General features: G+C 52.8%; 24 protein-coding genes, 1 pseudogene and 1 riboswitch. Of the genes and pseudogenes, 6 read left to right on the top strand and 19 right to left on the bottom strand.

Annotated elements, in window-relative coordinates:
- Nucleotides 1-39: 39 nt before the first annotated feature.
- The 5 genes from WMW72_RS27110 to WMW72_RS27090 form a co-directional block, all read right to left on the bottom strand.
- Entirely contained in the window at nt 40-663 is a 624-nt protein-coding gene (locus tag WMW72_RS27110) for a hypothetical protein (protein ID WP_341418718.1), read from the bottom strand.
- Between the two features lie 303 nt (nt 664-966).
- Complete coding sequence (locus WMW72_RS27105) at nt 967-1,428, bottom strand: hypothetical protein (protein ID WP_341418717.1); 462 nt, start codon at nt 1,426-1,428, stop codon at nt 967-969.
- A 207-nt stretch (nt 1,429-1,635) separates the two neighbouring features.
- Nucleotides 1,636-2,112 carry a GNAT family N-acetyltransferase gene (locus WMW72_RS27100; protein ID WP_341418716.1) on the bottom strand — a complete coding sequence of 159 codons (477 nt, stop codon included), beginning with the start codon at nt 2,110-2,112 and terminating at the stop codon, nt 1,636-1,638.
- A gap of 1,125 nt (nt 2,113-3,237) precedes the next feature.
- Nucleotides 3,238-3,435: a hypothetical protein gene (locus WMW72_RS27095; protein WP_341418715.1), complete on the bottom strand. Its 198-nt coding sequence runs from the start codon at nt 3,433-3,435 to the stop codon at nt 3,238-3,240.
- A gap of 233 nt (nt 3,436-3,668) precedes the next feature.
- A complete protein-coding gene (locus WMW72_RS27090) occupies nt 3,669-4,145 on the bottom strand; it encodes an NUDIX hydrolase (RefSeq protein WP_341418714.1) in 477 nt (158 codons plus the stop codon).
- Nucleotides 4,146-4,245: 100 nt separating this feature from the next.
- A riboswitch (SAM riboswitch) is annotated at nt 4,246-4,354 on the bottom strand.
- A gap of 305 nt (nt 4,355-4,659) precedes the next feature.
- Here WMW72_RS27090 and WMW72_RS27085 point away from each other — a divergent pair.
- Nucleotides 4,660-5,109, top strand: a complete 450-nt coding sequence (locus tag WMW72_RS27085) for an Lrp/AsnC family transcriptional regulator (RefSeq protein ID WP_341418713.1) — start codon at nt 4,660-4,662, stop codon at nt 5,107-5,109.
- An 11-nt stretch (nt 5,110-5,120) separates the two neighbouring features.
- On the opposite strand, the gene WMW72_RS27080 is transcribed toward WMW72_RS27085, so the two are convergent.
- Nucleotides 5,121-6,329 carry an MFS transporter gene (locus tag WMW72_RS27080; protein WP_341418712.1) on the bottom strand — a complete coding sequence of 403 codons (1,209 nt, stop codon included), beginning with the start codon at nt 6,327-6,329 and terminating at the stop codon, nt 5,121-5,123.
- A gap of 249 nt (nt 6,330-6,578) precedes the next feature.
- Here WMW72_RS27080 and WMW72_RS27075 point away from each other — a divergent pair.
- Nucleotides 6,579-7,179: pseudogene (locus tag WMW72_RS27075) on the top strand (DUF4062 domain-containing protein).
- 144 nt (nt 7,180-7,323) lie between these two features.
- Here WMW72_RS27075 and WMW72_RS27070 read toward each other — a convergent pair.
- The 9 genes from WMW72_RS27070 to WMW72_RS27030 all read right to left on the bottom strand — a co-directional run bounded on the left by WMW72_RS27070 (nt 7,324) and on the right by WMW72_RS27030 (nt 15,403).
- On the bottom strand, nt 7,324-8,595 hold the full coding sequence (locus WMW72_RS27070; RefSeq protein WP_341418711.1) for a cell wall-binding repeat-containing protein: 1,272 nt from the start codon (nt 8,593-8,595) through the stop codon (nt 7,324-7,326).
- A gap of 99 nt (nt 8,596-8,694) precedes the next feature.
- Entirely contained in the window at nt 8,695-9,783 is a 1,089-nt protein-coding gene (locus WMW72_RS27065; RefSeq protein ID WP_341418710.1) for a sensor histidine kinase, read from the bottom strand.
- A gap of 7 nt (nt 9,784-9,790) precedes the next feature.
- Nucleotides 9,791-10,480: a response regulator transcription factor gene (locus WMW72_RS27060; protein WP_341418709.1), complete on the bottom strand. Its 690-nt coding sequence runs from the start codon at nt 10,478-10,480 to the stop codon at nt 9,791-9,793.
- Nucleotides 10,480-12,393 carry a threonine--tRNA ligase gene (gene thrS, locus WMW72_RS27055; RefSeq protein ID WP_341418708.1) on the bottom strand — a complete coding sequence of 638 codons (1,914 nt, stop codon included), beginning with the start codon at nt 12,391-12,393 and terminating at the stop codon, nt 10,480-10,482. Before thrS ends, WMW72_RS27060 begins: the two co-directional genes overlap by 1 nt.
- Nucleotides 12,394-12,557: 164 nt before the next feature.
- Nucleotides 12,558-12,746: a hypothetical protein gene (locus WMW72_RS27050; protein WP_341418707.1), complete on the bottom strand. Its 189-nt coding sequence runs from the start codon at nt 12,744-12,746 to the stop codon at nt 12,558-12,560.
- A gap of 130 nt (nt 12,747-12,876) precedes the next feature.
- Entirely contained in the window at nt 12,877-13,173 is a 297-nt protein-coding gene (locus WMW72_RS27045; protein ID WP_341418706.1) for a DUF6509 family protein, read from the bottom strand.
- Between the two features lie 160 nt (nt 13,174-13,333).
- On the bottom strand, nt 13,334-14,530 hold the full coding sequence (locus WMW72_RS27040; protein WP_341418705.1) for an MFS transporter: 1,197 nt from the start codon (nt 14,528-14,530) through the stop codon (nt 13,334-13,336).
- Nucleotides 14,531-14,588: 58 nt separating this feature from the next.
- The gene (locus tag WMW72_RS27035) at nt 14,589-14,876 is read right to left on the bottom strand and encodes an ArsR/SmtB family transcription factor (RefSeq protein WP_423227607.1); all 288 of its coding nucleotides are present in this window, start codon (nt 14,874-14,876) and stop codon (nt 14,589-14,591) included.
- A gap of 188 nt (nt 14,877-15,064) precedes the next feature.
- Nucleotides 15,065-15,403 (bottom strand): winged helix-turn-helix transcriptional regulator, encoded by a 339-nt coding sequence (locus WMW72_RS27030; protein WP_341418703.1) that lies wholly within the window; start codon nt 15,401-15,403, stop codon nt 15,065-15,067.
- Between the two features lie 168 nt (nt 15,404-15,571).
- On the opposite strand from WMW72_RS27030, the gene WMW72_RS27025 reads away from it, so the two are divergent.
- Together WMW72_RS27025 and WMW72_RS27020 are read left to right on the top strand one after the other, a co-directional pair.
- On the top strand, nt 15,572-16,120 hold the full coding sequence (locus WMW72_RS27025; RefSeq protein WP_341418702.1) for an NAD(P)H-dependent oxidoreductase: 549 nt from the start codon (nt 15,572-15,574) through the stop codon (nt 16,118-16,120).
- 32 nt (nt 16,121-16,152) lie between these two features.
- A complete protein-coding gene (locus tag WMW72_RS27020; RefSeq protein ID WP_341418701.1) occupies nt 16,153-16,866 on the top strand; it encodes an SDR family oxidoreductase in 714 nt (237 codons plus the stop codon).
- Nucleotides 16,867-16,894: 28 nt separating this feature from the next.
- Here the strand turns inward: WMW72_RS27020 and infC are convergent, their stop codons facing one another.
- The gene (gene infC / locus WMW72_RS27015; protein ID WP_341418700.1) at nt 16,895-17,371 is read right to left on the bottom strand and encodes a translation initiation factor IF-3; all 477 of its coding nucleotides are present in this window, start codon (nt 17,369-17,371) and stop codon (nt 16,895-16,897) included.
- Between the two features lie 81 nt (nt 17,372-17,452).
- Here infC and WMW72_RS27010 point away from each other — a divergent pair, with 81 nt between their 5' ends.
- Nucleotides 17,453-17,761 carry a hypothetical protein gene (locus tag WMW72_RS27010; protein ID WP_341418699.1) on the top strand — a complete coding sequence of 103 codons (309 nt, stop codon included), beginning with the start codon at nt 17,453-17,455 and terminating at the stop codon, nt 17,759-17,761.
- A 122-nt stretch (nt 17,762-17,883) separates the two neighbouring features.
- Here WMW72_RS27010 and WMW72_RS27005 read toward each other — a convergent pair whose 3' ends face one another.
- Both WMW72_RS27005 and WMW72_RS27000 read right to left on the bottom strand, forming a co-directional pair.
- Nucleotides 17,884-18,150, bottom strand: coding sequence for a YqkE family protein (locus WMW72_RS27005; protein WP_341418698.1), 267 nt, complete (start codon nt 18,148-18,150; stop codon nt 17,884-17,886).
- A 60-nt stretch (nt 18,151-18,210) separates the two neighbouring features.
- The gene (locus tag WMW72_RS27000) at nt 18,211-18,684 is read right to left on the bottom strand and encodes a GNAT family N-acetyltransferase (protein ID WP_341418697.1); all 474 of its coding nucleotides are present in this window, start codon (nt 18,682-18,684) and stop codon (nt 18,211-18,213) included.
- Between the two features lie 209 nt (nt 18,685-18,893).
- Here WMW72_RS27000 and WMW72_RS26995 point away from each other — a divergent pair, with 209 nt between their 5' ends.
- Nucleotides 18,894-20,465, top strand: coding sequence for an FAD-dependent oxidoreductase (locus tag WMW72_RS26995; RefSeq protein ID WP_341418696.1), 1,572 nt, complete (start codon nt 18,894-18,896; stop codon nt 20,463-20,465).
- A gap of 159 nt (nt 20,466-20,624) precedes the next feature.
- On the opposite strand, the gene mreB is transcribed toward WMW72_RS26995, so the two are convergent.
- Entirely contained in the window at nt 20,625-21,695 is a 1,071-nt protein-coding gene (gene mreB, locus WMW72_RS26990) for a rod shape-determining protein (protein WP_341418695.1), read from the bottom strand.
- Nucleotides 21,696-21,972: the final 277 nt, after the last annotated feature.

Below are 21,972 nucleotides of genomic sequence, written 5' to 3'. Positions count from 1 at the left end.
ACGGCTGCTCCGCAGCAGCCGTTCAAGTATCGTTCTCTTTTAGTTTAATTCCACGAGTATTTGTTTTGCATAAGAATCCCAGTCTGCTTCATCTGTATTTATCTCTAAAGTGGGAATTAGCGATTGTTTAGCACACATACGAAGCTTTTCCTGATCCTCTAAAAACTTCTGACATGCCTCTGTTACCGTGGGATGGTTTTCCATCACATACGATTTCCAAGCTTCGCTTCGACTTTCAATATATCTAGGCTCTACAGCATCTTGGGATAAGGTTAAGAGTACACAATGTGCATTCAGCCTAGATAGACGTTTTTCCAGCATTTCTATTTCTGTAGAATCAATAAAAGCCGCTCTATGATTTACATTGAACCTCTCCAAAAGATAAAATACACCGTTCGATGGTTTCGTATGACCAAGTAAATGAATCCACTCGAATTGTTGCTCAAGATAATCAACATGACGATTTAAAAGCTGAATATGTTCATCCTTGCCCATGGATCTTAAGACACCCTGGTATGAATGCAATACTTGCGAGTAGTGTTCACTTATTGCAATTATCGTCTTTTCACCATTATGTGTTTGGCAATGTAATCTCTTTATTGCAGAAAATACTGACGTTTTTCCTGCGGTAGACAACCCTTCAATAATTACTCCTCGAATCATATTTCACCTCTTCATCTTGTTTCCGTATCCTCACACCAAGAACACCGGTAAGTTTCATGTGGCCTACTTCGTTTTTGCTCTTTTTATCCAGCATCCTGAGCTGCAGGGCGCAGGCTTTCAATGTACTCGGACTAAACCCTTGGATACGTCTATCAGCTTCATACAGTCGCCATAACTCACTTAAAATCATAAATAAAACCCGGTTTTAATCTGAGTTATTCTCGTGTTCCTCTTTACTTCAATAAAACCGTCTTAACAGATTCAACAATAGCCTCATGATGTATGGATCAGTTACCCAAACTACTAGATTGCTGAGTCATCCTTGTCATAACCGAAAAACGTCATTTTTCCATTTTTTTGAGTAAAACTGTATGGATGAGTCTGGTCAAAATATCTCCGAGCGAATCTCCCTTCGCCTACAGGGTAGACCTCAACATGAAGGTTTCCTGAAAATCTCGTAAAGTATAATTTTCCATTAATTAGTTCTACTTGGATCTTGTCCTTCAAATAGGTTCCGCAGTACTTTTTAAGCTCTTTTTCGTTGATTGGAAGCTCTTCATGTTTTATCGAAAAATCCACATCTACTTGATGCAAAATATCTGAAATGGCATGGCCCAGTCTGTACTGATTGATAGATTCGTTATTTGAAAGGATGATTACACAAATATCTTCATCGAAATAATTCTGCATGTAGGTGCTTATCAAGATGATCTCCCCCATGGGAATATCTATCTGTGCCGTAAATATGATGATGCTCCAGCCCATAACAGTAATCTCAAACCATTCGGAACCATAGTAACGGCTCCTGTAGCCTATCGATTTTACATGATATCACTTGAACACAATTTATCCTTTATTTTCCATTTTACTATACTGCTAATTCGCTGAACGATGTCCGTAACAATAAAAGTCAGCGATGGATCGGTTCCATCGCTGCTCTAACGTCTTCCGATAGGTGAGTCCTAGTTCAATTCAGAGTGGCAATACGGTGATTAGCTCGTCTCCTATGATTTCGCCGTTGTCACGGAATAAGAAGCTTTCATAAAGCTTTTTGGCGGGCAAGTTATCTGCCTTATAAGAAATCCAGCAGTAATGTGCAGGCCCTGCGGGAAAGGTGCGGATAAATTCCAAGATTTTTTTCATAGCTTCCCGACCGTAGCCCCGGTTCTGGTGATGCTTGTCAATCATCAGTCGCAAGATGCAATAGCTATCGTGTGCAATTGACGGGAGGTCGTATCCGGTAATTCCATAAGTCATCATAACAAAACCGACCGGCTGCCCATCCGAATAAATGGCAAACGGGAATGGATGTCCCCCATTGGTATCAAGGACATAGCACGAAGCCACGCTTGACAGATTGGACGCAACGAAGCGCCGTTGTTCTTCTGATACTTCCAAGTTAAATATGGCGCGTCGGTTTTCCAGCGTTATTTTTCTGAGCGTAATCATGTGGGTCTTCTCCCTTCATCCCTGATCGTTTACGCCGCGGTCGCATAAATAACATTACAGTGTTTGCCAAAAAATGAATAGACTTATGTTAATTTTTTTTATATACTATCATGTATCCATGATTTTTTTAGGAGTAACTTTTTAGGCATATTGGCAATTGGTCAATCGGCACAATGATGTGGCGGTTTTTTTTGTTAACGTAATCTGCCACAGCTAAAAAGGCAGCCGATTAAAAACGGATGCCTTCAAATGTCTTTGCCTAACGATGAGTATGATATCACTTATGATGAAGACTCTTTAACTGAATACCACCTCAGATCCTCTTGCCGTATATAATTTGTTTTTGGGTAGCGGTATTCGTAAAGTAGTTCTCCATTATTATTGAATGCCTTTGGATAAAGGAAATTCAATTGGACTGCAACATCCCATGCGAATGTCATAGGCTCCCTTATAGTGACTCTTCTCTTCACTCGGTTATTTTCGGGTCCTACCTCCAGGTAAGAAACATCTGGATCATCGACTATAATGCTTATCACTGTGGCTTTCTCCTTTGGATTATTTAAGGTTCCGCCACCGATTGTGATAATCCGATCATCGTGGCGATAATGGTAAACTGCTATCCTTGAGGACCATAGATAACGATAAGATTTGAGTGTGATTGCAGTAACCGGCTGTTATTAGAAATATGAGTACAACAACTAACGATTTTCTCGGCTTGCTCATTTGATCAGTCAATGCTGACACTATTTTCCCCACTTCCTTTACACCCTGAAGGACAACATTCCAAAAGTTTTGTAATACTTTTGTATCGAAATAATTCAGACTTCCACGTACTCCATGATAAGGCAATTCGGGTACGATAACCTTAAATCCCCAGCTGGATAGTAGCGATGCAAAGAACAAATAGTTCTCATTTTTTGAAGCCCAACGGTATAAAAGTACTGATGCTTTCGGTATTCCAGTTGGATTTACAATGAAAGATGGAATAACTTAAATTGTACAACTTATCTAATCTTCCATGGCAATCTCCTCGATTATATTTACTATAGAACTCAACATTTGCTTGAGTTAATCTGTCTTTCGTAATGAATCCATTCAATCGGCTTTCCCGGCAAAGACCACTTTTCAATCCTTCCCCTCAGACCGATACAGCGCCCCAACCAGCTCTACAAAGTGACGCCCGCGCTCCTCAAAGTTACGGTATTGGTCAACCGCAGTGCATGCAGGACTCAGCAGCACTGTGTCGCCCGGTGCAGCCAGCTTGTGCGCCTGCGACACGGCTTCAGCCAGGCCTTCGCAGGAGCGATTGGATATAGGTGTCAAACGCAGAATTCATAATCACCTCCGCTTAGAAAATGTCATCAAGTCAATTATACCACATTTTGGAACTTGGCTGCCCGTAAGTTTAATCACCAATTTGGAATGACTGAAGAGCATTTCAGACCTAAAACAACTAAAAAGTGTCACTACCGTCAACCGTATCAATATGACGCACTGACAGTCTGACGAAATTATTGACATGTAAATAATAGTTAACCTTCATCTATCGCTCCACATTACATGATGCTCCAAATAAAATTTACATCTGACTCCTTCTTATTCCACTCTAATCGTGCGTTGAGAAAGTCCTTTCCCTCCAACATGATTCTAATGAATTCTTTATAATAATGGGGTACTAGTTCATTGTCTGCTATCGTTTCAATGTCAACCCAACGAGGAATATGCTTATTGGGCTCTTTCGCGATTAGATCACCCTGTATCTCATGGGTAACAAAGAAAAAGGTGACAGCATGATCACTATTCCCATAATTAAGATAGGAAACGACACCTTTCAGAACAGGACTATGAATGGTCAATCCTGTCTCCTCGTTCATTTCCCGAATGCATGCTTCCTCCAGCGTTTCGTGCAGCTCCAGCCCGCCTCCAGGTGGTGTTAATTGTTTGTAATTAAAGTAACTAGGGATCAGCTTTTCCATCAGTACCAATCGTCCATACCTAATAGCTATGCATGCAACTCTTGTTCTTATGGACATAGAAATCACTCCTATCAAAGAAATAAAAAATACTCCCTAATTGAAAGGGAGTATCCGTTTTCGTTTACAAAGATAGAGAAATCGATAAGCTAACGGTTCCCTCTCATCTCTCAAGGATAGTCACCTTGCAGGAATTTGCACCGTGCTTGAAAAAGTCGGTTGCCGCGGTTTCATCGGGCTCAGTCCCTCCACCGAACTCTGGATAAGAGTGTTGATTATTTAATTTTTCTACCTATCAATCTAGCACATGGATATTTGATTTACAAATGTTTCCTTAAGCGTTGTGCTATTTTCAGTTGAGATGTATCCGATTACAGGTCACTGCGCAATGGCTATGGCATAAAGAGTAATGGCTTTCGTGCGCTCACCGTATTGATTTATTTTATTAAGACCGTTTATAATCATAAGGAGTACTCGCCAAATAACACGAATTATTCTCAAGAAAAGACTTATGAACAAATGAAAAGTAATTCATTGATTCATAATACCTTAATTTTAAAGGGAGCTGTTATCCATGGATCATGTTGATCTAAATATCCTCTATCACCTTCAGGATCAAGCGCGAATTTCCATGACCGAGCTTGGCAAGAACGTCGGCCTTTCACAACCGGCTGTAACGGAAAGAGTAAAGCGGATGGAGGAAAAGGGTGTCATCGAACAGTATCGTACGGTTGTTTCTCCCGAAAAAATCGGAAAACATACGGCGGCCTATATGCTGTTCCAGACCAGAGACTGCGACGGGTTCATTGATTTTTGCAGCACCTCACCTGAAGTAATCGAATGTCATCGTATAAGCGGAGAATACAATTATATGTTGAAAGTCGTTACGGATTCCATACAGTCTCTGGAGAAATTCGGGAATACATGCAATAAGTATGGGACTTATACTATTCTAATTGTAATGTCCTCCCCTATCGATCATAAATTCTTCATCTCTGAAGATGCAAGCAAGCTTGCCGATTAATATGTCCAGCTTCAGCGTTCCGCCTTACGAAATCCGTGTTCTCTGGCACGCCATGTGATGAGCAAAGCAAGCAGCAGCACCAACAGCAATAGCCATGGGAAGTTGCTGACACCCAGTGTTTCGAGAAGGATGCCACCGATTATACCGCCACCGCCAATAGCCATGTTCCACCCTGTTACCAGCATCGACTGGGCTACATCTGCATGTTCGCCAGCCGCTTCAGCAACTGCGGTTTGAAGTAGTGTTCCGGCTCCTCCAAACGTCAGCCCCCACAACGCAATACTGAAATAAATGATCACGGGTTGACCGCTACCGATACCCAGCAGTAAAGATGCCGCAGCGAAACCAGTTAAGCTTAATAGGGTGAGCAGCCGCAACCATCGGTCGATCAGCATGCCAATCACCCAAATACCAACAACCGAAGCAATGCCAAATAGAAGCAGGATCAAGTCAACTCGCTCAGAAAGCCCTGCCTCCGCAAGGAACGGTGCGATATAGGTGTACAGGACATTATGCGCAAGTATCCAGAACAACACGACCAAGAGAACTGATCGTACCCCAGGTATGACGAATACTTTGCCAAGGGAAAGCCGCCGTTCGGCACCTTGTCCTGGAAAATCAGGGACTCCTCTTAGCACCCAAAAGATAAGCAGCAGCGTGAACAGAGATAAAATTCCAAAAACAAGCCGCCAGCCTATGAACCCGCCGACAAAGGTTCCGACGGGGACACCCAGCACAAGCCCGAGCGGGGAACCGATCATCGCGACTGCCAGCGCCCGCCCTCTCAAGGATTCAGGCACCATGCGGCGTGCATACCCTGCCGTTATGCCCCATACGACACCTCCGGATACGCCTGCAAAGAAACGGGCGGCCAAAGTCAGGATATAGTTGGAGGATATACCTGTGATCGTGTTGAATACAAGAAAAACAATCAGGCACATCAGTAACAATGGCCGTCTTCGCCAGCCGCGTGTAGCTGTGATTAACGGGATTGCAGCTAAAGTCGAACCAAGGGCATATAAGGTGATAAGCTGCCCCGCCAGAGCTTCCGAAACTCCAAGCTCAGCGCTAATTTGAGGCAGCAAACCTGCCGGCAGCGTTTCGGTTAGGATACAAATAAACCCCGCCATCGCGAGTGCGAGTAATCTCCCCCACGGAAGACGGTCCGTGGACGCTTGACTCACGGCACGCTGTGTAGGTGAAGCTGTGTTTCCATTCATACTTTCAGCACCTCTACTCTATAGTTTCTAGAACGGTTGATCTATGCCAAGCGCCTGCTCGCTTAGTGATCTATAGTTTACCGAATAAATACGATATTTTACATATATGATCATTTGTATATTAGCTAATTTCATTTAAATATAAATGAATTTTATGCTCTTAACTTATAATTCAAAATATGAAGTCCTTTGACGGTAAAGTCATCCAATGGTACGATTTATTTTCATTTCATTGACTATAGGTGGCCTATGCGAAAAAAATTACAAGTCTTCATATCGTCTACTTTTAACGATTTGATCGAGGAAAGACAAACCGCTGTACACGCTGTTCTTAGAACCGGTCACATTCCTGCCGGCGTGGAGCTCATCTTCAAAGATCATCAGATGGAAATGATTAAGCGATGGATCCAGGAATCCGATGTGTATGTCCTCATTCTCGGAGGAATCTATGGGCTTCTGCTTCCGGATGAATCCAAGAGCTACACCCATTGGGAATATGAATATGCCGGAGAATTGGGTAAGCCTAGATTTGCTATGGTTCTCTCCGATGAAGCACTCATGCAACAGCCCTATGGATTTTGAAGAAATGGAAGGCTATCCGAGATTCCTAGAATTTAAGCAATCCGTTTTAGAACAGATCCCTGCCTATTATGTTCAAAGTGAACGGGACATTAAGCTGGTTATCCATGAAAAAATGCGAGAGTATGAAGGAAAAGAAGATCTGCATGGCTGGTTTTCCGGCAAGAATCTCCCAGACATACAAAAGGTGTTGGAGGAAAATGCTCATTTGTTGAGGGAAAATGCAAAATTACGTGCTGAGTTAGAGAAAAATAAAGAAGCAAATCAATGACAGGCTTTCAGATTGATCTGCACAAATCTGGTGAAGTCAAACAGCCCTTGCTATCCGCATGTTAAGAAGCCGCGGAAGGCAAGGGCTGAGCTGTATAAGTAAAGGCGGAACGGAATTGATCAGACTAGTACAGGGCACAGCCCGTCAATGGCCGCTATGGCTGCCGCCTCCAGACCCGGTTGCCGGCTGTTCCTTGGCCGGTGCTCCGTGCGAGGCTCCGTGGCCGGCGCCGCTGGCGGAGGCAATCTCCAGCATCTCGTCCAGCTCGGCTTGGGCCGCATACGTGATCTCGCCCTCCGCCCCGGTCAGCCAAGCGTGATTGAATGGGCCGTCGGACGGCGTGGACGTAAACTTCGGCTGGATCGACATCACATAGCTCATCACTGCATCCGGCAGCCTGGTCTTGTCCGTCCAGATCAACGGGGCATGCTTGCCCAGATGGGAGAACGGCGCAGCCGCGATGGCCAGTGCAGGCGGACTATCCTTGGCTACCAGGCTGAGATTGTGACCGGGCGCGGTAATGCCCCATCCGAAGCCGGTCTCCGTATCCTTGTATTTGGCGAAAGCGATAGATTGCTCGTAAGCGTCCTTGCCTGCGATCCGTTTGACCTTCCCGTAGGCGGTCAGCTTGCTAGCGACGGAGGCTGAGATCACGCTTTCTGGACCGAGGAGATAGATCGTCGCCTTGCCGCCCCTCGCCTGCAGCGCCTCTGCCGTCTCGGGAGGCAGCTCGTCCTTGCCCGTATACAGCAGCGGCTCCGGCATATGGGCGATCCAGTTCACCGCAGGTAAAGTAAATTCAGGACGGTCGGAGCTGCCGACGAGTACCGCATCGGGCAGTCCTCCTGCCGTCTTCGCATAGTACGCATCGATATTGCGTGCGAGCGCTGCCGGATTGCTGCCGGTAACCCGGTCCAGCTTATATCCTTTCAGTTGAGCCTGCACGGCTTCCGTAAATTCGCCTACCAGAATCACCTGCACGCCGTTATTCTCCGGCACGCCCTTCGGCTGGAGCCGCTTCAGCTCCCTCAGCGTCGTCTCCGGCACCTGGTCCTTCTTCGCATACAGCACCGGCCCGTTGTTCGGATGATGGATCAGGTCTGCACTCACGAGCGCGTTCCTCCAGTCATCGGGGTCGACCAGTACGACGCCTCCCGGACGGCTGCCATCACTGGCCGCAGGCCACAGCGTATGCGAGACGAGCACAGCCGCCTCGTACGGATCGGAGGTATTGATCCTCGTCGTATTTTTCGTAGCGATCCAGGGAACTTGCACTTGGGTACTGCCTGTCTCTTTCAACCCGGAACCGGTAAGACTAGCGGCCGATTCCTGCTTCTGCAGGCAGCCTGTCAGCAGTACGGTCCCCGCGGCCAGCAGGGCCGCCGTGCGCAGCCATTTCGACGTCTTCATCATCATCCACCCTTCCTTCTCCTTCGTCGGACGAGTTCGTCCTGCTACCAGCATAGCTCCGACTTATGAAGAAGTTGTGAAGAGTGAAGTCCGGTTAGGCAACGGTTAGAGTGAAACGGCCGGAATGGGCAAGTGAAAGATGAAGCTGACCCCGCCCGGCTGATTCTCCGCCCAGATTTCCCCGCCATGCGCCTCCACAATCGCCTTGGCCAGAGCCAGACCGATTCCACTGCCTCCGCTCGCCCGGCTGCGAGACTTCTCCCCCCGGTACAGCCGCTCGAACAGATACGGCAGGTCGGAGGGCTCGATGTGCGTACCTGAATTGCTGACCGCCACCCGGATATGCTGCCGGTCATGCTCTAGGCTCACGGTCACACGGGCGCCGGTCGGTGTATACTTAGCCGCATTGGACAGCAAGTTCAGCACCACCTGCTTAAGCCGGTTCGGATCTCCTTGAATCAGAGGAACCTGGGCCTGCCTGAGCTGCAGCTGCAGTTCCTTCTCCAGAAAGGCGGCTTGAACGGCGGCTACCGACTCCGTCATGACTACGCCCAGATCGACGTGCTGGCTGCGCAGCGAGAAGCCTGAGCCTTCCAGCTCGTTCAACTCCTGCAGGTCCTGAACCAGCAGGGTCAGCCGGTCGATCTCCTCGCAGCAGGCTTGCAGCCGCTCCGGCGTCGGCTGCCAGATGCCGTCCCGCAGCGCGGCCAGCTGACTCTTGAGCGCAGCCAGCGGCGTGCGCAGCTCATGCGCAACATTGTCGGTCATCGCGTTGCGCAGCTCCTCCTGATGCTGCAGCCGACCAGCAAGGTCGTTGATCGCCTGGCCGAGCTGGCCCAGCTCATCCCCGCTGCGGACCACCGTGCGCGCGGTAAATTTGCCATGGGCCATCGTCGCAGCGGCCGACTTCATCTCGATCAGTGGAGCCGTGATCCGGCGGGCAGCGAGAATACTGAGAATTAGCGTCACCGCCAGCGCCCCGGCCAGCGTCCATAGCACAGACTGCAGGATCGCCAGCTCCAGATGACCGCCCCAGTCCGTCATCGCCGCACTATCATGCACCGGCTGTTCCTGCTGGAACATGGCAAAGTGGTAATGCACATTGGCAACCCATACGGCGGTTGCCATGATCAGAATAACTGCCGTGAAGGCCAGCAGCAGCAGTGAGACTTTGACGGAAAGCTTGCGCATCATCCGGATTCTAGCCTCCGTTGAAGCGGTAGCCGGAGCCGAATACCGTCTCGATCCATACCGGACGCTTCGGGTCCGGCTCCAGTTTATGCCGCATATTTTTGATATGCTGGTCAATCGTTCTGGCATCGCCGTCATAGTCGTAGCCGAACGCCTTGACGATCAGGTCGTCCCGGCTCCATGTCCGTCCAGGATGACGGGCCAGCGCCAGCAGCAGCTTGTATTCACTCGTCGTCAGCGAAGCTTCCGTCCCCCGGACAACCACCTTCCCGGCAGCCGCGTCGATGACCAGCTCTCCCTCACGGAACGATACTTTCTCCGACAGCAGTTGAGCCTCCGGCCCCGAGCGTCTCCAGATCGCCCGGACTCGGGCTACAAGCTCCGCCGGTTCGAACGGCTTCACGACATAGTCATCCGCTCCAAGGGTCAGACCCTGAACCTTCGCTTGCGCAGAGGACTTGGCTGTCAGCATCAGGACAGGCACCGGGCTGATCTGACGAATCTGACGGCAGACCTCCTCGCCGGGTACATCCGGCAGCATCAGATCGAGGATTACGAAGTCGACCGCAGCTTCCTTCAGAAGCGCCAGTGCCTCGCCTCCCGTCTCCGCCTCTAGCGTACGGTAGCCCGCATGCTGCATGTACGAGACGACGACCTCACGGATCTTCGGCTCATCCTCCACGATCAGGATCGTGCGCATCAGCGCTTCTCCCGGATGTCTTCCCGAATACGGGCGGCCAGCTCTTCCACAGCCATAGTGCCAATGTCGCCCTCTCCCCGCTTGCGGACGGCTGCTGTACCGGATTCCTTCTCCTTCTCACCGATGACAAGCACGTAAGGAGGCTTCTCCAGCTGGGCCTCGCGAATTTTGTAGCCGAGCTTCTCATTGCGCCCGTCCACATCGACGCGGATTCCCACTAGCTCCAGCTGCCGCTTGACCGTAAGCGCATGATCCAGATATTTCTCAGATACCGGCAGCACCTTGGCCTGGACCGGGGAGAGCCATACCGGGAATGCTCCGGCATAATGCTCCGTCAGGATACCGATGAACCGATCGATCGAGCCATATACGGCGCGGTGGATGACCACTGGCCTGTGCTTCTGGTTATCCTCTCCGATGTAGGTCAGCTCGAACTTCTCCGGCATCTGGAAGTCGAGCTGGATCGTTCCGCACTGCCAGCTTCTCTTCAGCGCGTCGAGAATGTGAAAATCAATCTTCGGCCCGTAGAACGCTCCATCCCCTTCATTGATCCGGTAAGCGACGCCGCGGTGGTCCAGCACGCTTCGCAGCGACGATTCCGCTCGCTCCCACAGCTCCTCCGAGCCCATCGAGTCCTCAGGGCGCGTCGACAGCTCGATCCGGTATTCGAAGCCGAACACCTGGTAGATGCGGTCGATCAGCTCCATGACCTTCCCGATCTCCTCCTCGATCTGATCGGGCCGGACGAACAGATGGGCGTCGTCCTGGCAGAATGTGCGGACCCGCATCATGCCGTTCAGCGCTCCGGACAGCTCGTGACGATGAACCTGACCGTATTCGGCCATCCGGATCGGCAGCTCCCGGTATGAGCGGAGACTATTCTTGAACATCAGCATATGGCCCGGGCAATTCATCGGCTTGAGCGCAAACTTCGTATCGTCCACATCTGTGAAATACATATTGTCCTTGTAATGGTCCCAGTGGCCGGATTGCTCCCACATCCGGTTGTTCATCATCAGCGGCGTGCGAACCTCGTCGTAGCCGCTCAGGCGATGCTCCTCACGCTCGAAGCCTTCCAGCTCATTGCGGATGGCCATCCCCTTAGGCAAATAAAACGGCATACCCGGCGCTTCCTCCGAGAACATGAACAGCCCAAGCTCCTTGCCCAGCTTGCGGTGATCCCGCTGCCGCGCTTCCTCCAGCCGCTGCAGATGCTCATCCAGCTGCGCCTGCTTCGGAAAGGCGGTGCCGTAGATGCGCTGCAGCATCTTGTTGCGAGAATCGCCTCGCCAGTATGCGCCGGCTACGCCCGTCAGCTTGAACGCCTTGATCCAGCCTGTAGACGGGAGATGCGGACCGCGGCACAGATCCGTAAACTCGCCCTGCTCATAGACCGTGAGTACGGCCTCCTCCGGCAAGTCCCGGATCAGCTCCAGCTTGAGCGGGTCCTCGAGCCGGCCGAACAGCGCCACAGCTTCCTCCCGGCTCACCACGCGGCGGACGATCGGCAGATTCTCCTGCACGATCCTCCCCATCTCCCGCTCGATGGCTTCCAGATCCTCCGTCGACAGCGTCCCCTCCATGTCCAGGTCGTAGTAAAAGCCACTCTCGATCACCGGGCCGATGCCCAGCTTCACCGCTTGAACGCCGTAAATACGGCGGATCGCCTGAGCCATCAGATGAGCCGTGCTGTGTCGGTAAATATCCAGTCCTTCGCGGCTGTCCAGCGTTACGACCTGCAGCGAGGCATCCTGCTGCAGCGAATAGTCGAGATCGACGGGAAGGCCATCGACGAGTCCAGCCACCGCCTGCTTGCCAAGGCTTGTGCTTAGCGAACCAGCCACCTGCCGCACTGTGGTACCTGCAGCAACCTCCTTGATTGCTCCGTTTGCCAGCTTTACTTGAATGTTCATGTGTGTACAGCCTCCATTTCCGAATGATGTGAGTAAAATTGAACGCAAAAAAACGCCTCTGTCCCAACCAAGGGACGAGTGCGTTCAGCTCGTGGTTCCACCCTCATTCGACCTGCCGCTTCCGGTTCCCGGCGATCGCCGGAGTCCCCTTCAGGTGCAAGTCCTTATTCGGTATCCGGTATCGGGGATAAGTCGGTGCCGCTTACTGCCGCATCGATCAGCCTCAGACTGATCGGGGACGCGGGTTCAACGCCACGGCTGCAAAGGGGTAATCCGCGCTTGGTCCTGAAGAAGCTCTCAGCAATCGCTTCTCTCTCTGGGCAGTCTGCCGCGGGGATCATGTCTTTGGTCATCGCCTGCTTGCTATATTGGTTATCATCATAAGCACGCGAATTGAAATTGTCAAGGGCATAACGGCAAAGAGCCTTCCCCCATGCGGGAAAAGACTCTTTGCTGTCATAGGCGGAACTTGCCTGTAAGGACTTATTCGTCCCCTTGGGCCCAGTGCTCGCTGCAAAAGGCTTGCAGGACGGCAAGCTCGTCATCCTCCAGATCGAAATCCAGCACCTGCTCGGTCGTCCGTTCATGTATATCGTATTTCACGATAGTCCCCTGACCCTCTACAACCCGGTAGACGACCCTGATATACAGGCCGTTCTCGGAATAAATCTCGTCATCCTCAGGAACCTCGATATCAATGATAAATTCATATCGTTTCCCCTCCAAAATCCCAAAGGGGTCCTTCACAAACTCCACACTGTAATCGGCTACGGTAAACATTCAATCATCCTCTCTGCACGTCCTCCCTATCTTATACCGAAGGAACTCAGGAAGCAACCAGGCAGCCTGCAGCAACATGGTCAGGACACGCGTATATTCGCATGACTGCTCTGGCGTTCAGAGAAATCCCGCTAGCCAGGCTGTACGCAGCGGTACCTTCTTAAACCCGCTGTCCTTGCCCGGCCCGAGGAGCCGGCGAGGCCGAAGAAACCATCCGTGACAACAACAGCACGCCCAGCAGAGATAAGCCGAGACCGGCCGCTCCGAACCATGTGATGGCTGCAAGCGACACATTCGCGACGACCAGACCGCCCAACCCCGCCCCGGCTGCGATCGCGAGATGAACGGCTGACTGATTCAAACTTAGCATGACGCCGGACGATTCAGGCGCCAGCTTCACCAGGTTAACCTGCTGAGCGGGACCCGTCGTCCAAGCGGCGAAGGACCAGAGAATCAGGCAGACGAAGACGGCAACCACCGAGCCCGCTGTGAAATACAGCAGCAGCAAAAAGACCATGTGCAGCCCTATGCTCCGGGACAGCGTCGCATACGCGCCCCAGCGGTCGGTCGTATATCCGCCGAGCTGAGACCCGACCAGACTGGCCAGGCCGAAGGCCAGTAAAGCGCTGCTGACCATGCTGGGATGAAAGCCGGACACCTCGATGAGGTACGGGGTAATGTATGAATACACGATGGAATAGCCGCATATCCAGAAGAACGTAATACCAAGCCCTATCGCAATCTTCGGCTGCTTCAGCAGTGCGAATTGCTGCAGGATGGGCACCGGCTCATCCCCCTCGACCTTAGGAACCGTGAGTGCGATAATGAGCAGGCCCAGCAGGCCGGCTAGCGCGATCCCGAGGAATACTGCCTTCCAGTCGAAGGCGGATGCAACCATCCTTCCGAGCGGCACGCCGACTATCAGCGCGGCAGTGAAGCCCATAATGACGGTAGCGATTGAGCTCGCCTCCTTGCCGGGCGGAGCGATCTTGGACGCGATGCTGAGCGAGACGACGACAACTACGCCGGCTCCCAGCGCCATCAGAACCCGTGCGATGACAAACAATGGAAAGCCCGGCAGGACGAAGCTCAGCAGATTAGCCAAGACAAACAGCCCCAGTGCATACAACATCAGCTTGCGCCGATCCAAACGTACGGTGGCCGCCATCAGGATCGGCGTCCCGACGGCGAAGGATAGCGAGAATACGGTAATAAGCTGCCCGGCGACGACCACCGTTACGCCCAGGCTCTCTGCGATCTGATCCAGAATGCCCGATACGATATACTCAGATGTTCCTACTAAAAAACTAATGAGTGCCAGCACATATACCTGCCAGACGGACGTCTTCGTTCCCACAGATTTTCCACTCCTCTTATCTCTATATTTCTAGAAATATTGAAATTCAAACCGCAAATCAGTTCAGTAAGTAAGGGGCATACTTCTGGGCCGTACCCACGTCCAGGCTGTAGTAAATAAACGTTCCTTCCTTGCGGGACTTCAATAGACCCGATTCCGCCATCTGCTTGAGATGATGGGACAGCGTGGAGGTGGCGAGCATGTTCAGCTTGTCGCCCAATTCGGAGCAGCACTGCTCGCCTTCCGCTCGCAGGACGAATGCAATTTTCAAACGCGATGGCTCTCCCAGCGCTTTATACACTTTGACAGCTTGCTGCATCTCAGCGTTTTGTTCCACCCTCTTCATCCTTTCCAAGCTTAATCCTTTATTTCGATATTCGTCGAAATTTAAAGTAACACAGCTTTCAGAAAATGTAAATCATTTTCTCCAAGACTCTGTGACGGCCGCGCCCGAAGCCTATAACGAGCACGGCTTGCTAGACCTTTCACCTAACCATGACCGGATAAGCAGCCTGCTTTCCGGTCATTTTAATGTTACAGCTGCAATCCAAATCTCTTTAATTCGATGAAAATACCTTCCAGATTTCTGCCTTTATCTGTCAATGTATATTCCACGCGGGGCGGAACCTCGGGATATACCGTTCTTGTCACAATGCCATGCTCCTCTAGCTCCTTCAGCCGGAGTGATAGCGTCTTGGGACTGATGCCGTCCATCGATCTCAGCAGATCACTGAAGCGCAGCGTGCCGTCGAGAAGCAAATCCCGCACGATCAGGAAGGTCCATTTGGTTCCGATCACATCCAGCGTCTTGGCGATGGGACAAGGCGTACCCGGTGTTCCTTTGTTCAATACAACTTCCTCAGCCGAATTCATGAGCACAGTCTCCTTTTTTTAAGGATTTTCCTTTATCCTAGCACAAAACTATCCCTTAGGAAACTATATGAAATAAATATCACTACTTCCATAAATAAAGTTAGTGTATTTATAATATTATTAGGCCGAAGCAAGGCTAAATCCAACGAACTAAGGAGTCTGAATACCATGAATATCCTGATTTTGAATGGGCATGAATCCTACCGTGACGGGGACGGTCAATTCAACCGAACCTTGATGGACAAGATGACCGGCATATTGAGCGAGAAGCATGAGGTCCGGATAAGCGTTCTGCAGAACGGGTACGACGTTCGGGAGGAACAACACAAATACGTCTGGGCCGATCTCGTGATCTATCAGACGCCTGTCTATTGGTTCAGCGTTCCGGGGCTATTAAAGACTTACATGGATCAGGTATTTGCTTACGGAGTGTTCTTTGAAGGTTCTAATACGTATGGTCAAGGCGGACTGATGACCGGCAAGTCGTACATGCTTTCCACGACCTGGAACGCTTCGGAGGAGGCCTTCAGCGACCCGGACGGCTTCTTCGAAGGACGCAGCGTGGACGAGGTGCTAGCACATCTGCACCGCACGCATCGATATATCGCTATGCAGTCTTTGCCTAGTTTCACTTGCCTGAATGTGCTCAAAGAGCCGAAGATGAATGAAACTGTGGAACGGCTCGAGCACCATTTGCGGAGCACGCTGAACGTATAAAAATAGGAATGAAGAAGCGAGGAGGATAAACTATGCTGAAGAATCAAAAAATCGTCATCATCGGCGGGAGCTCCGGGATCGGCCTGGAAACGGCCAAACAATTGATCGGCGAAGGGGCTGAAGTGATCATCGCCAGCCGCTCCGCTCATAAAGTACAGCAGGCGGCCGCTTTGCTAGGACCGCAGGCCTCGTCCTTGACGCTGGATACGACGGTTGAAGACCAGGTCAAGGCCTTCTTCGAACGGGTCGGCCGGTTCGATCATCTGGTCGTGAGCGCGGCCGAAACCTCGGGCGGACCCTTCCTCCACACTGCCACCGATCAGGCCCGGCTGCTGTTCGATAACAAATTCTGGGGGCAATATTATGCAGCCAAATACGGGGCTCCCTATCTCTCCCCCGAAGGCTCTATCACGCTATTCTCCGGGGTTGTAGCGTATAAGTCGATGGTCGGCTCATCCGTCCTGGGTGCCGTCAATGCAGCCGTTTCGAGCTTGGGCCAAACTCTCGCGCTGGAGCTCGCTCCGATACGTGTCAACATCGTGTCACCCGGCATTATCGACACTCCTTCTCGCAGCAAGATGCCCGAGGAAGCCCGCCGGGACTTATACGCTGCAGTAGGCGGCAAGCTGCCTGTGAAGCGGGTCGGCCTAGCCGGGGATGTGGCACGGAGTGTCCTGTATCTGATCCAGAACAGCTTTGTGACCGGCACGGTGCTTCATGTGGAAGGCGGGCATTTGCTGACATAGCCGATCGGCCTGCCAAGGAATCCCGCCTTTAAAGCGGATCGACCTGGACGGCCGCTTGCTTGCCGCTTAGCTGAATGCCGGTTTGCTTCCGGCCCACCGGCTTGAGGCCGGTCAGCAGCTCCTCCAGCAGCTTCTTGGCCCGCTCGCCGTCCGATTTCCCCTGAAGCCGGATCACGAACTGGACGGAATCCCCGCCCTTCAGCACCCTCTCCGCCTGCTGGCGCTTGGTATCGAGGTCATGGTCCTCGATGTTAGGCGTCAGCCGGATTTCCTTCACCTTGGCGGGACGCTCCTGCTTGCGCGCCTGCTGCATGCTCTCACGGACAGCTGCGGCCCCGATCAACTGGCATGGCGGCGGGCTGCTCAGCAGGGAAGTACAGACGAGATCAACCTTGAGCTTACGGGCCATCGCCAGCGCTTCGACCGTCGGCACGATGCCCAGCTCTTCCCCGTCCAGCCCGGTAAGCAAAACCTCGGAGGCTTTGATTTTTTCATTCTTGATCATTGTGAACACTCCTACTTTTTCGTTATAATGATACGTGCTGTTTGCCCAATGAGGAAATTATAATTCGAGGAGTTATTCGCAATGAGCCGAAAAGAATTGGAAGAAGAAATCATCCGTAATTATCAGCGCGACGAGCAGGTTATGATCCTCGTCTTCGCCCAGTGGTGCATCAACTATGGACATGATCCGGTAGAGCTGTATGCACGCGCTTATCCTGGACAGGACGCGAACCCGCTGCTGCAGCAGGCCCTCGAGCTGACCGTACCGAAGGAGGAGTCGTCCGAGATCGCGGATGAAACGCTGCTGGGCGTATTGTCCCTGTTCGGCAACGATGATCTGGCCTTCGTAGTAACCGAGGAGATCGCACGGCGGCCGCGTCCCCAGCCATAACCGGTGCTCTCTCTTCAACTACATCTGAATCCCGGACCAAATAGACCTGACGGACAGCCTGCCCTCCATCAGGTCTATGGGTATGGGTATCGCATCAGCCGGTGTTAGCTTTGCTGACAAGATCAAGATTTTTTATGATTTTTCCAATCCGGGCTGCTGTTGTTCAGCAGATACTCGAAGTCATTCTCGAGACGTTTCTTCTCCGCCTTACGGGCTTCCTCTTCCTGCTTGCGCTGTGCCTCGCGGCGCTGCTGCTCGTCGGCTTTCATCGAATCAGCCTGTGCCTTCAGCTTGTCCACGATAGCCGGATTCAGAAGGTCCTTGAGTGTTGCAGGTTTGTCTGCTGCTGCAGGTGCGGCAGGGGTATGCCTTCCTTTTTTCTTCGCCATTCGTCCTTCACCTCAATTTCCTGTCAAACGTAACCAGTCCGATTATATCACATGTCGGCCCTATTGCTTAAGCAGGCCACGGTATACACCCGGACTTGAATCCGGAATAACCGCAGCGCCTACATGCTTGCTGTAGAACTCCTTAGGCCCGGCGCTTCCGATTACGGCATAGCCGTATCCCAGCCCTCTCATCGCATGGAGCGACGCGAGCAGCAGCGCCTTCCCTGCGCCGAGACCTCTCAGTGAAGCATCCACGCCTGTAGGACCGAAGAAATTGCGGCAGGTCGCCTCATAGCAGGCAAATCCGGCTAGACGGCCGTCCTTGATCGCCAAGTAGCAGGATACCGGCTGATTGGCGAAAGCCACCTCACACTCGCTCGCCCATCCCGGGCCAAATTGCTCGCGCACCCAATCGATAACTACATGCTTCTCGGGCGCCAGCGCGCGGCGAATCTCGATTCCGGCTTCCGACACCTGCTTCAGCACAGGCTCCAACTCAGGAAGTTCATACAGCTTCACCAGCATATCCGACATGTCATCATTCCTCCGACTTCTCTCGCTTGTTGGGTTTCGGTTTCTATTATAAGGCAAAACCCCGGTGGACTCCTACCTTTTTTGCGAACATCTCATGGATCTACCATTTTCAGTCATCGTTGTTCCTATGAATCCGGAACCCCTTCCTGTACAATAATCCAGGTAATCCCTTCCATAAACCGATGTTCAGACAAGGAGGAATCCGCTCCATGCATCAAGAAATGAAAGCCGACTGCATCATCATCGGCGGCGGAACCGGAGGCTTTGCCGCTGCGCTTGCCGCTGCCCGGCTGGGCAAACAGGTCATCCTGACCGAGGAAACCGACTGGATCGGAGGCCAATTGACCAGTCAGGCCGTCCCCCCCGACGAGCACCCATGGATCGAGTCCTTCGGCTGCACGCGCAGCTACAGACAGTTCCGTGACGGCATCCGCGCCTATTACCGCCGTCACTTTCCGCTGACGGCGGCTGCTTATACGAATCCGCTGCTGAATCCGGGCAACGGCGGCGTCAGCCGCTTATGCCATGAACCGCGTGCGGCACTGGCCGTGCTGCAGGAGATGCTGGCCCCGTTCGTCCACAGCGGACGCGTGAAGATCCTGACGCGCCACCGCATCGAGTCGGCCGAAACAGACGGCGACTTCGTCCGGTCTGTGACGGTAGTCAGCCTGCAGAGCGGGCTCCGTACCGTGCTGACGGCACCGTACTTCGTCGATGCCACCGAATGCGGCGACGTCCTGCCGCTGACAGGCACGGAGTATGTGACTGGCGCCGAATCCCAGGCGCAGACAGGTGAGCCGCATGCGCTCGAAGGCGATGCCGATCCGCTGGATATGCAAGGCTTCACCCACTGCTTCGCCATGGACTATAGACCCGGTGAGGACCATACGATTGACAAGCCGGCACAATATGCATTTTGGCGCGATTACAAGCCGGACTTCTGGCCGGATAGGCTGCTCAGCTGGTCCGGCGTGAGGCCGCATACGCTAGAGCCCGTCCAATACGAGCTATTCCCCGGAACGGACCGGTATTCGCTCTTCCATTACCGCCAGATCGCCGAGCAGGCGTACTTCGTCCCTGGCACCTATGACAGCTCGATCACACTCGTCAACTGGCCACAGAACGATTACTGGCTCGGTCCAGTCTTCGAGGTGGACGATGCGGAACGCGACCGCCATCTGGAAGGGGCCAAGCAGCTCAGCCTATCGCTGCTGTACTGGCTGCAGAAGGAGGCGCCCCGGCCTGACGGCGGCCAAGGGTACCCGGGACTTCGCCTCCGGCCCGATGTCGTCGGCACGGAGGACGGGCTCGCGATGTATCCGTATATTCGCGAGTCTAGGCGGATTCGGGCCGAATTCACCGTGCTGGAGCAGCATCTGGCTGCTACCCGCCCCGGGGGCACCGCGGAAGCCTATGCGGATTCGGTCGGCGTCGGCTGCTACCGCATCGACCTGCACCCGAGCACAAGCGGCCGCAACTATATCGATGTGTCGTCGCTTCCGTTCCAGATCCCGCTCGGCAGCCTGATTCCCGAACGCATGGAAAATCTGCTGCCAGCGTGTAAAAATCTAGGCGTTACCCATATTACCAACGGCTGTTACCGTCTCCATCCCGTCGAGTGGAACATCGGCGAAGCCGCCGGTTCTCTGGTCTCCTATTGCCTGGACCAAGGCGTATCTCCACGGGCGGTACGCAATCGCGAACAAGAGCTGGCTGCGTTCCAGACGCTGCTGAAGCAGCAGGGCGTCGAGCTGGCCTGGCCGGTGACCCGGCCCGTCTAATCCGGCTTCTAGATCCTGACTTCCGTCGAGCTCAGGGCCACCCTATGTCCCCAGCCATGCCGGGAGCTGCATGTTAGACGGTTATCTTTCAAGCTAGCGTCATACACCAAAGACCCGGTTTGCCTCCCCTGAGGGACGCAGACCGGGTCTTTGCCCGTGTTACTTATGGGAGCCGACAGCCTCTTCGTCATCCGGCTTCTCCAGATTGTTCGGCGCAGCCGACCAGATGTCGGAGCGGCGGCTCTCCTTACCGGTCATCATCATGCCGGTGCCCAGCGCTGTGCATGCCAGCGGCTGTTCGGCCGTATGGACCGGTACGCCCGTCTCCGCGCGTATTCGTTCATCCAGACCCTCTAGCAGCGCGCCTCCGCCGCAAAGCATAATGCCGTTCTCCACGACATCCCCTGCCAGCTCAGGCGGGCAGCGCTCCAGAGTCGCACGGATCGCATCCACCACCGTGCTCAGAAAATCCTCGACCACCGTATAAATCTCGCCCGAAGTCAGCCGTATGGAGCGCGGCAGCCCCTCGACGACATCCCTGCCCCGGATGTCCAGCGTTTTGGCGGCGGCCGTAGCACTCGCCGTTCCGATCGTCATCTTCACATGCTCGGCGGTGCGTTCTCCAATCTCCAGGTTATATTGACGCTTCACATAATCCATAATGTCACGGTCGATCGACATGCCTGCCCGGGGAACCGTGTGGCTGGCCACGATGCCGCCCAGCGACAGGACCGCCACCTGGCAAGTCCCGCCGCCGATATCCAGTACCAGATAACCCGCTGGTTCCTCGATCGGGAGCCCGGCGCCCAGAGCGGCCGCCAGCGGCTCCTCCACGGCTACGGCCTTCCTCGCACCCTTATGGACGACAGTCTCTTCGACGGCACGCTTCTGCACATTGGTAATGCCACATGGAACGGATATGTAGACCTGCGAGCCTCGCAGCAGCGACTTGCGCCCCTGCACCTTACGGATAAACTGCTGCAGCATCGTGCTAGTCATCTCGAAGTTGGCAATCACTCCGTTGCGGAGCGGATATGTAATCTCGACATGCGCCGGGGCCCGTCCGATCATCGCCTGCGCTTCGGCACCGACAGCGAGCAGTTGGCCGGAGCCCTGATGCATAGCGACGACAGAAGGTTCATTCAGGACAATGCCTTTCCCCCGTTGGTAAATAACCGTATTGGATGTTCCCAGGTCAATCCCGTATACGGTTTCGAATCTCTTAAGCATAAGTTCTCTCCTCCTGTTCATTAGGTCTAGTCATGGCTGGATTGGAGGCGGAGATGACAGAGCCGGTCTCTATACTATTCTGAGGAAGGGTCGGTTTTGAGGGGGAACCTGCTAAAATTCCTTGTCAGCACCCGGCCTAAACACGCTTGTATCCGTAGAAAATCAGGATATAGAGCATGGGCTAACAATTAAATCCCGCAACGAGATCTGTGATAAAATGTGAGTCGTATTTAAAGCGTGAAGTAGGGGTCAGCGTTTAATAGAGGCAAGGAGGACT

The organism is Paenibacillus filicis (assembly GCF_038070315.1).
Taxonomy (GTDB): Bacteria; Bacillota; Bacilli; order Paenibacillales; family NBRC-103111; genus Paenibacillus_G; species Paenibacillus_G filicis.
Note: the sequence above shows the minus strand (reverse complement) of the source record. Positions and strands in the feature narration are given on the sequence as shown.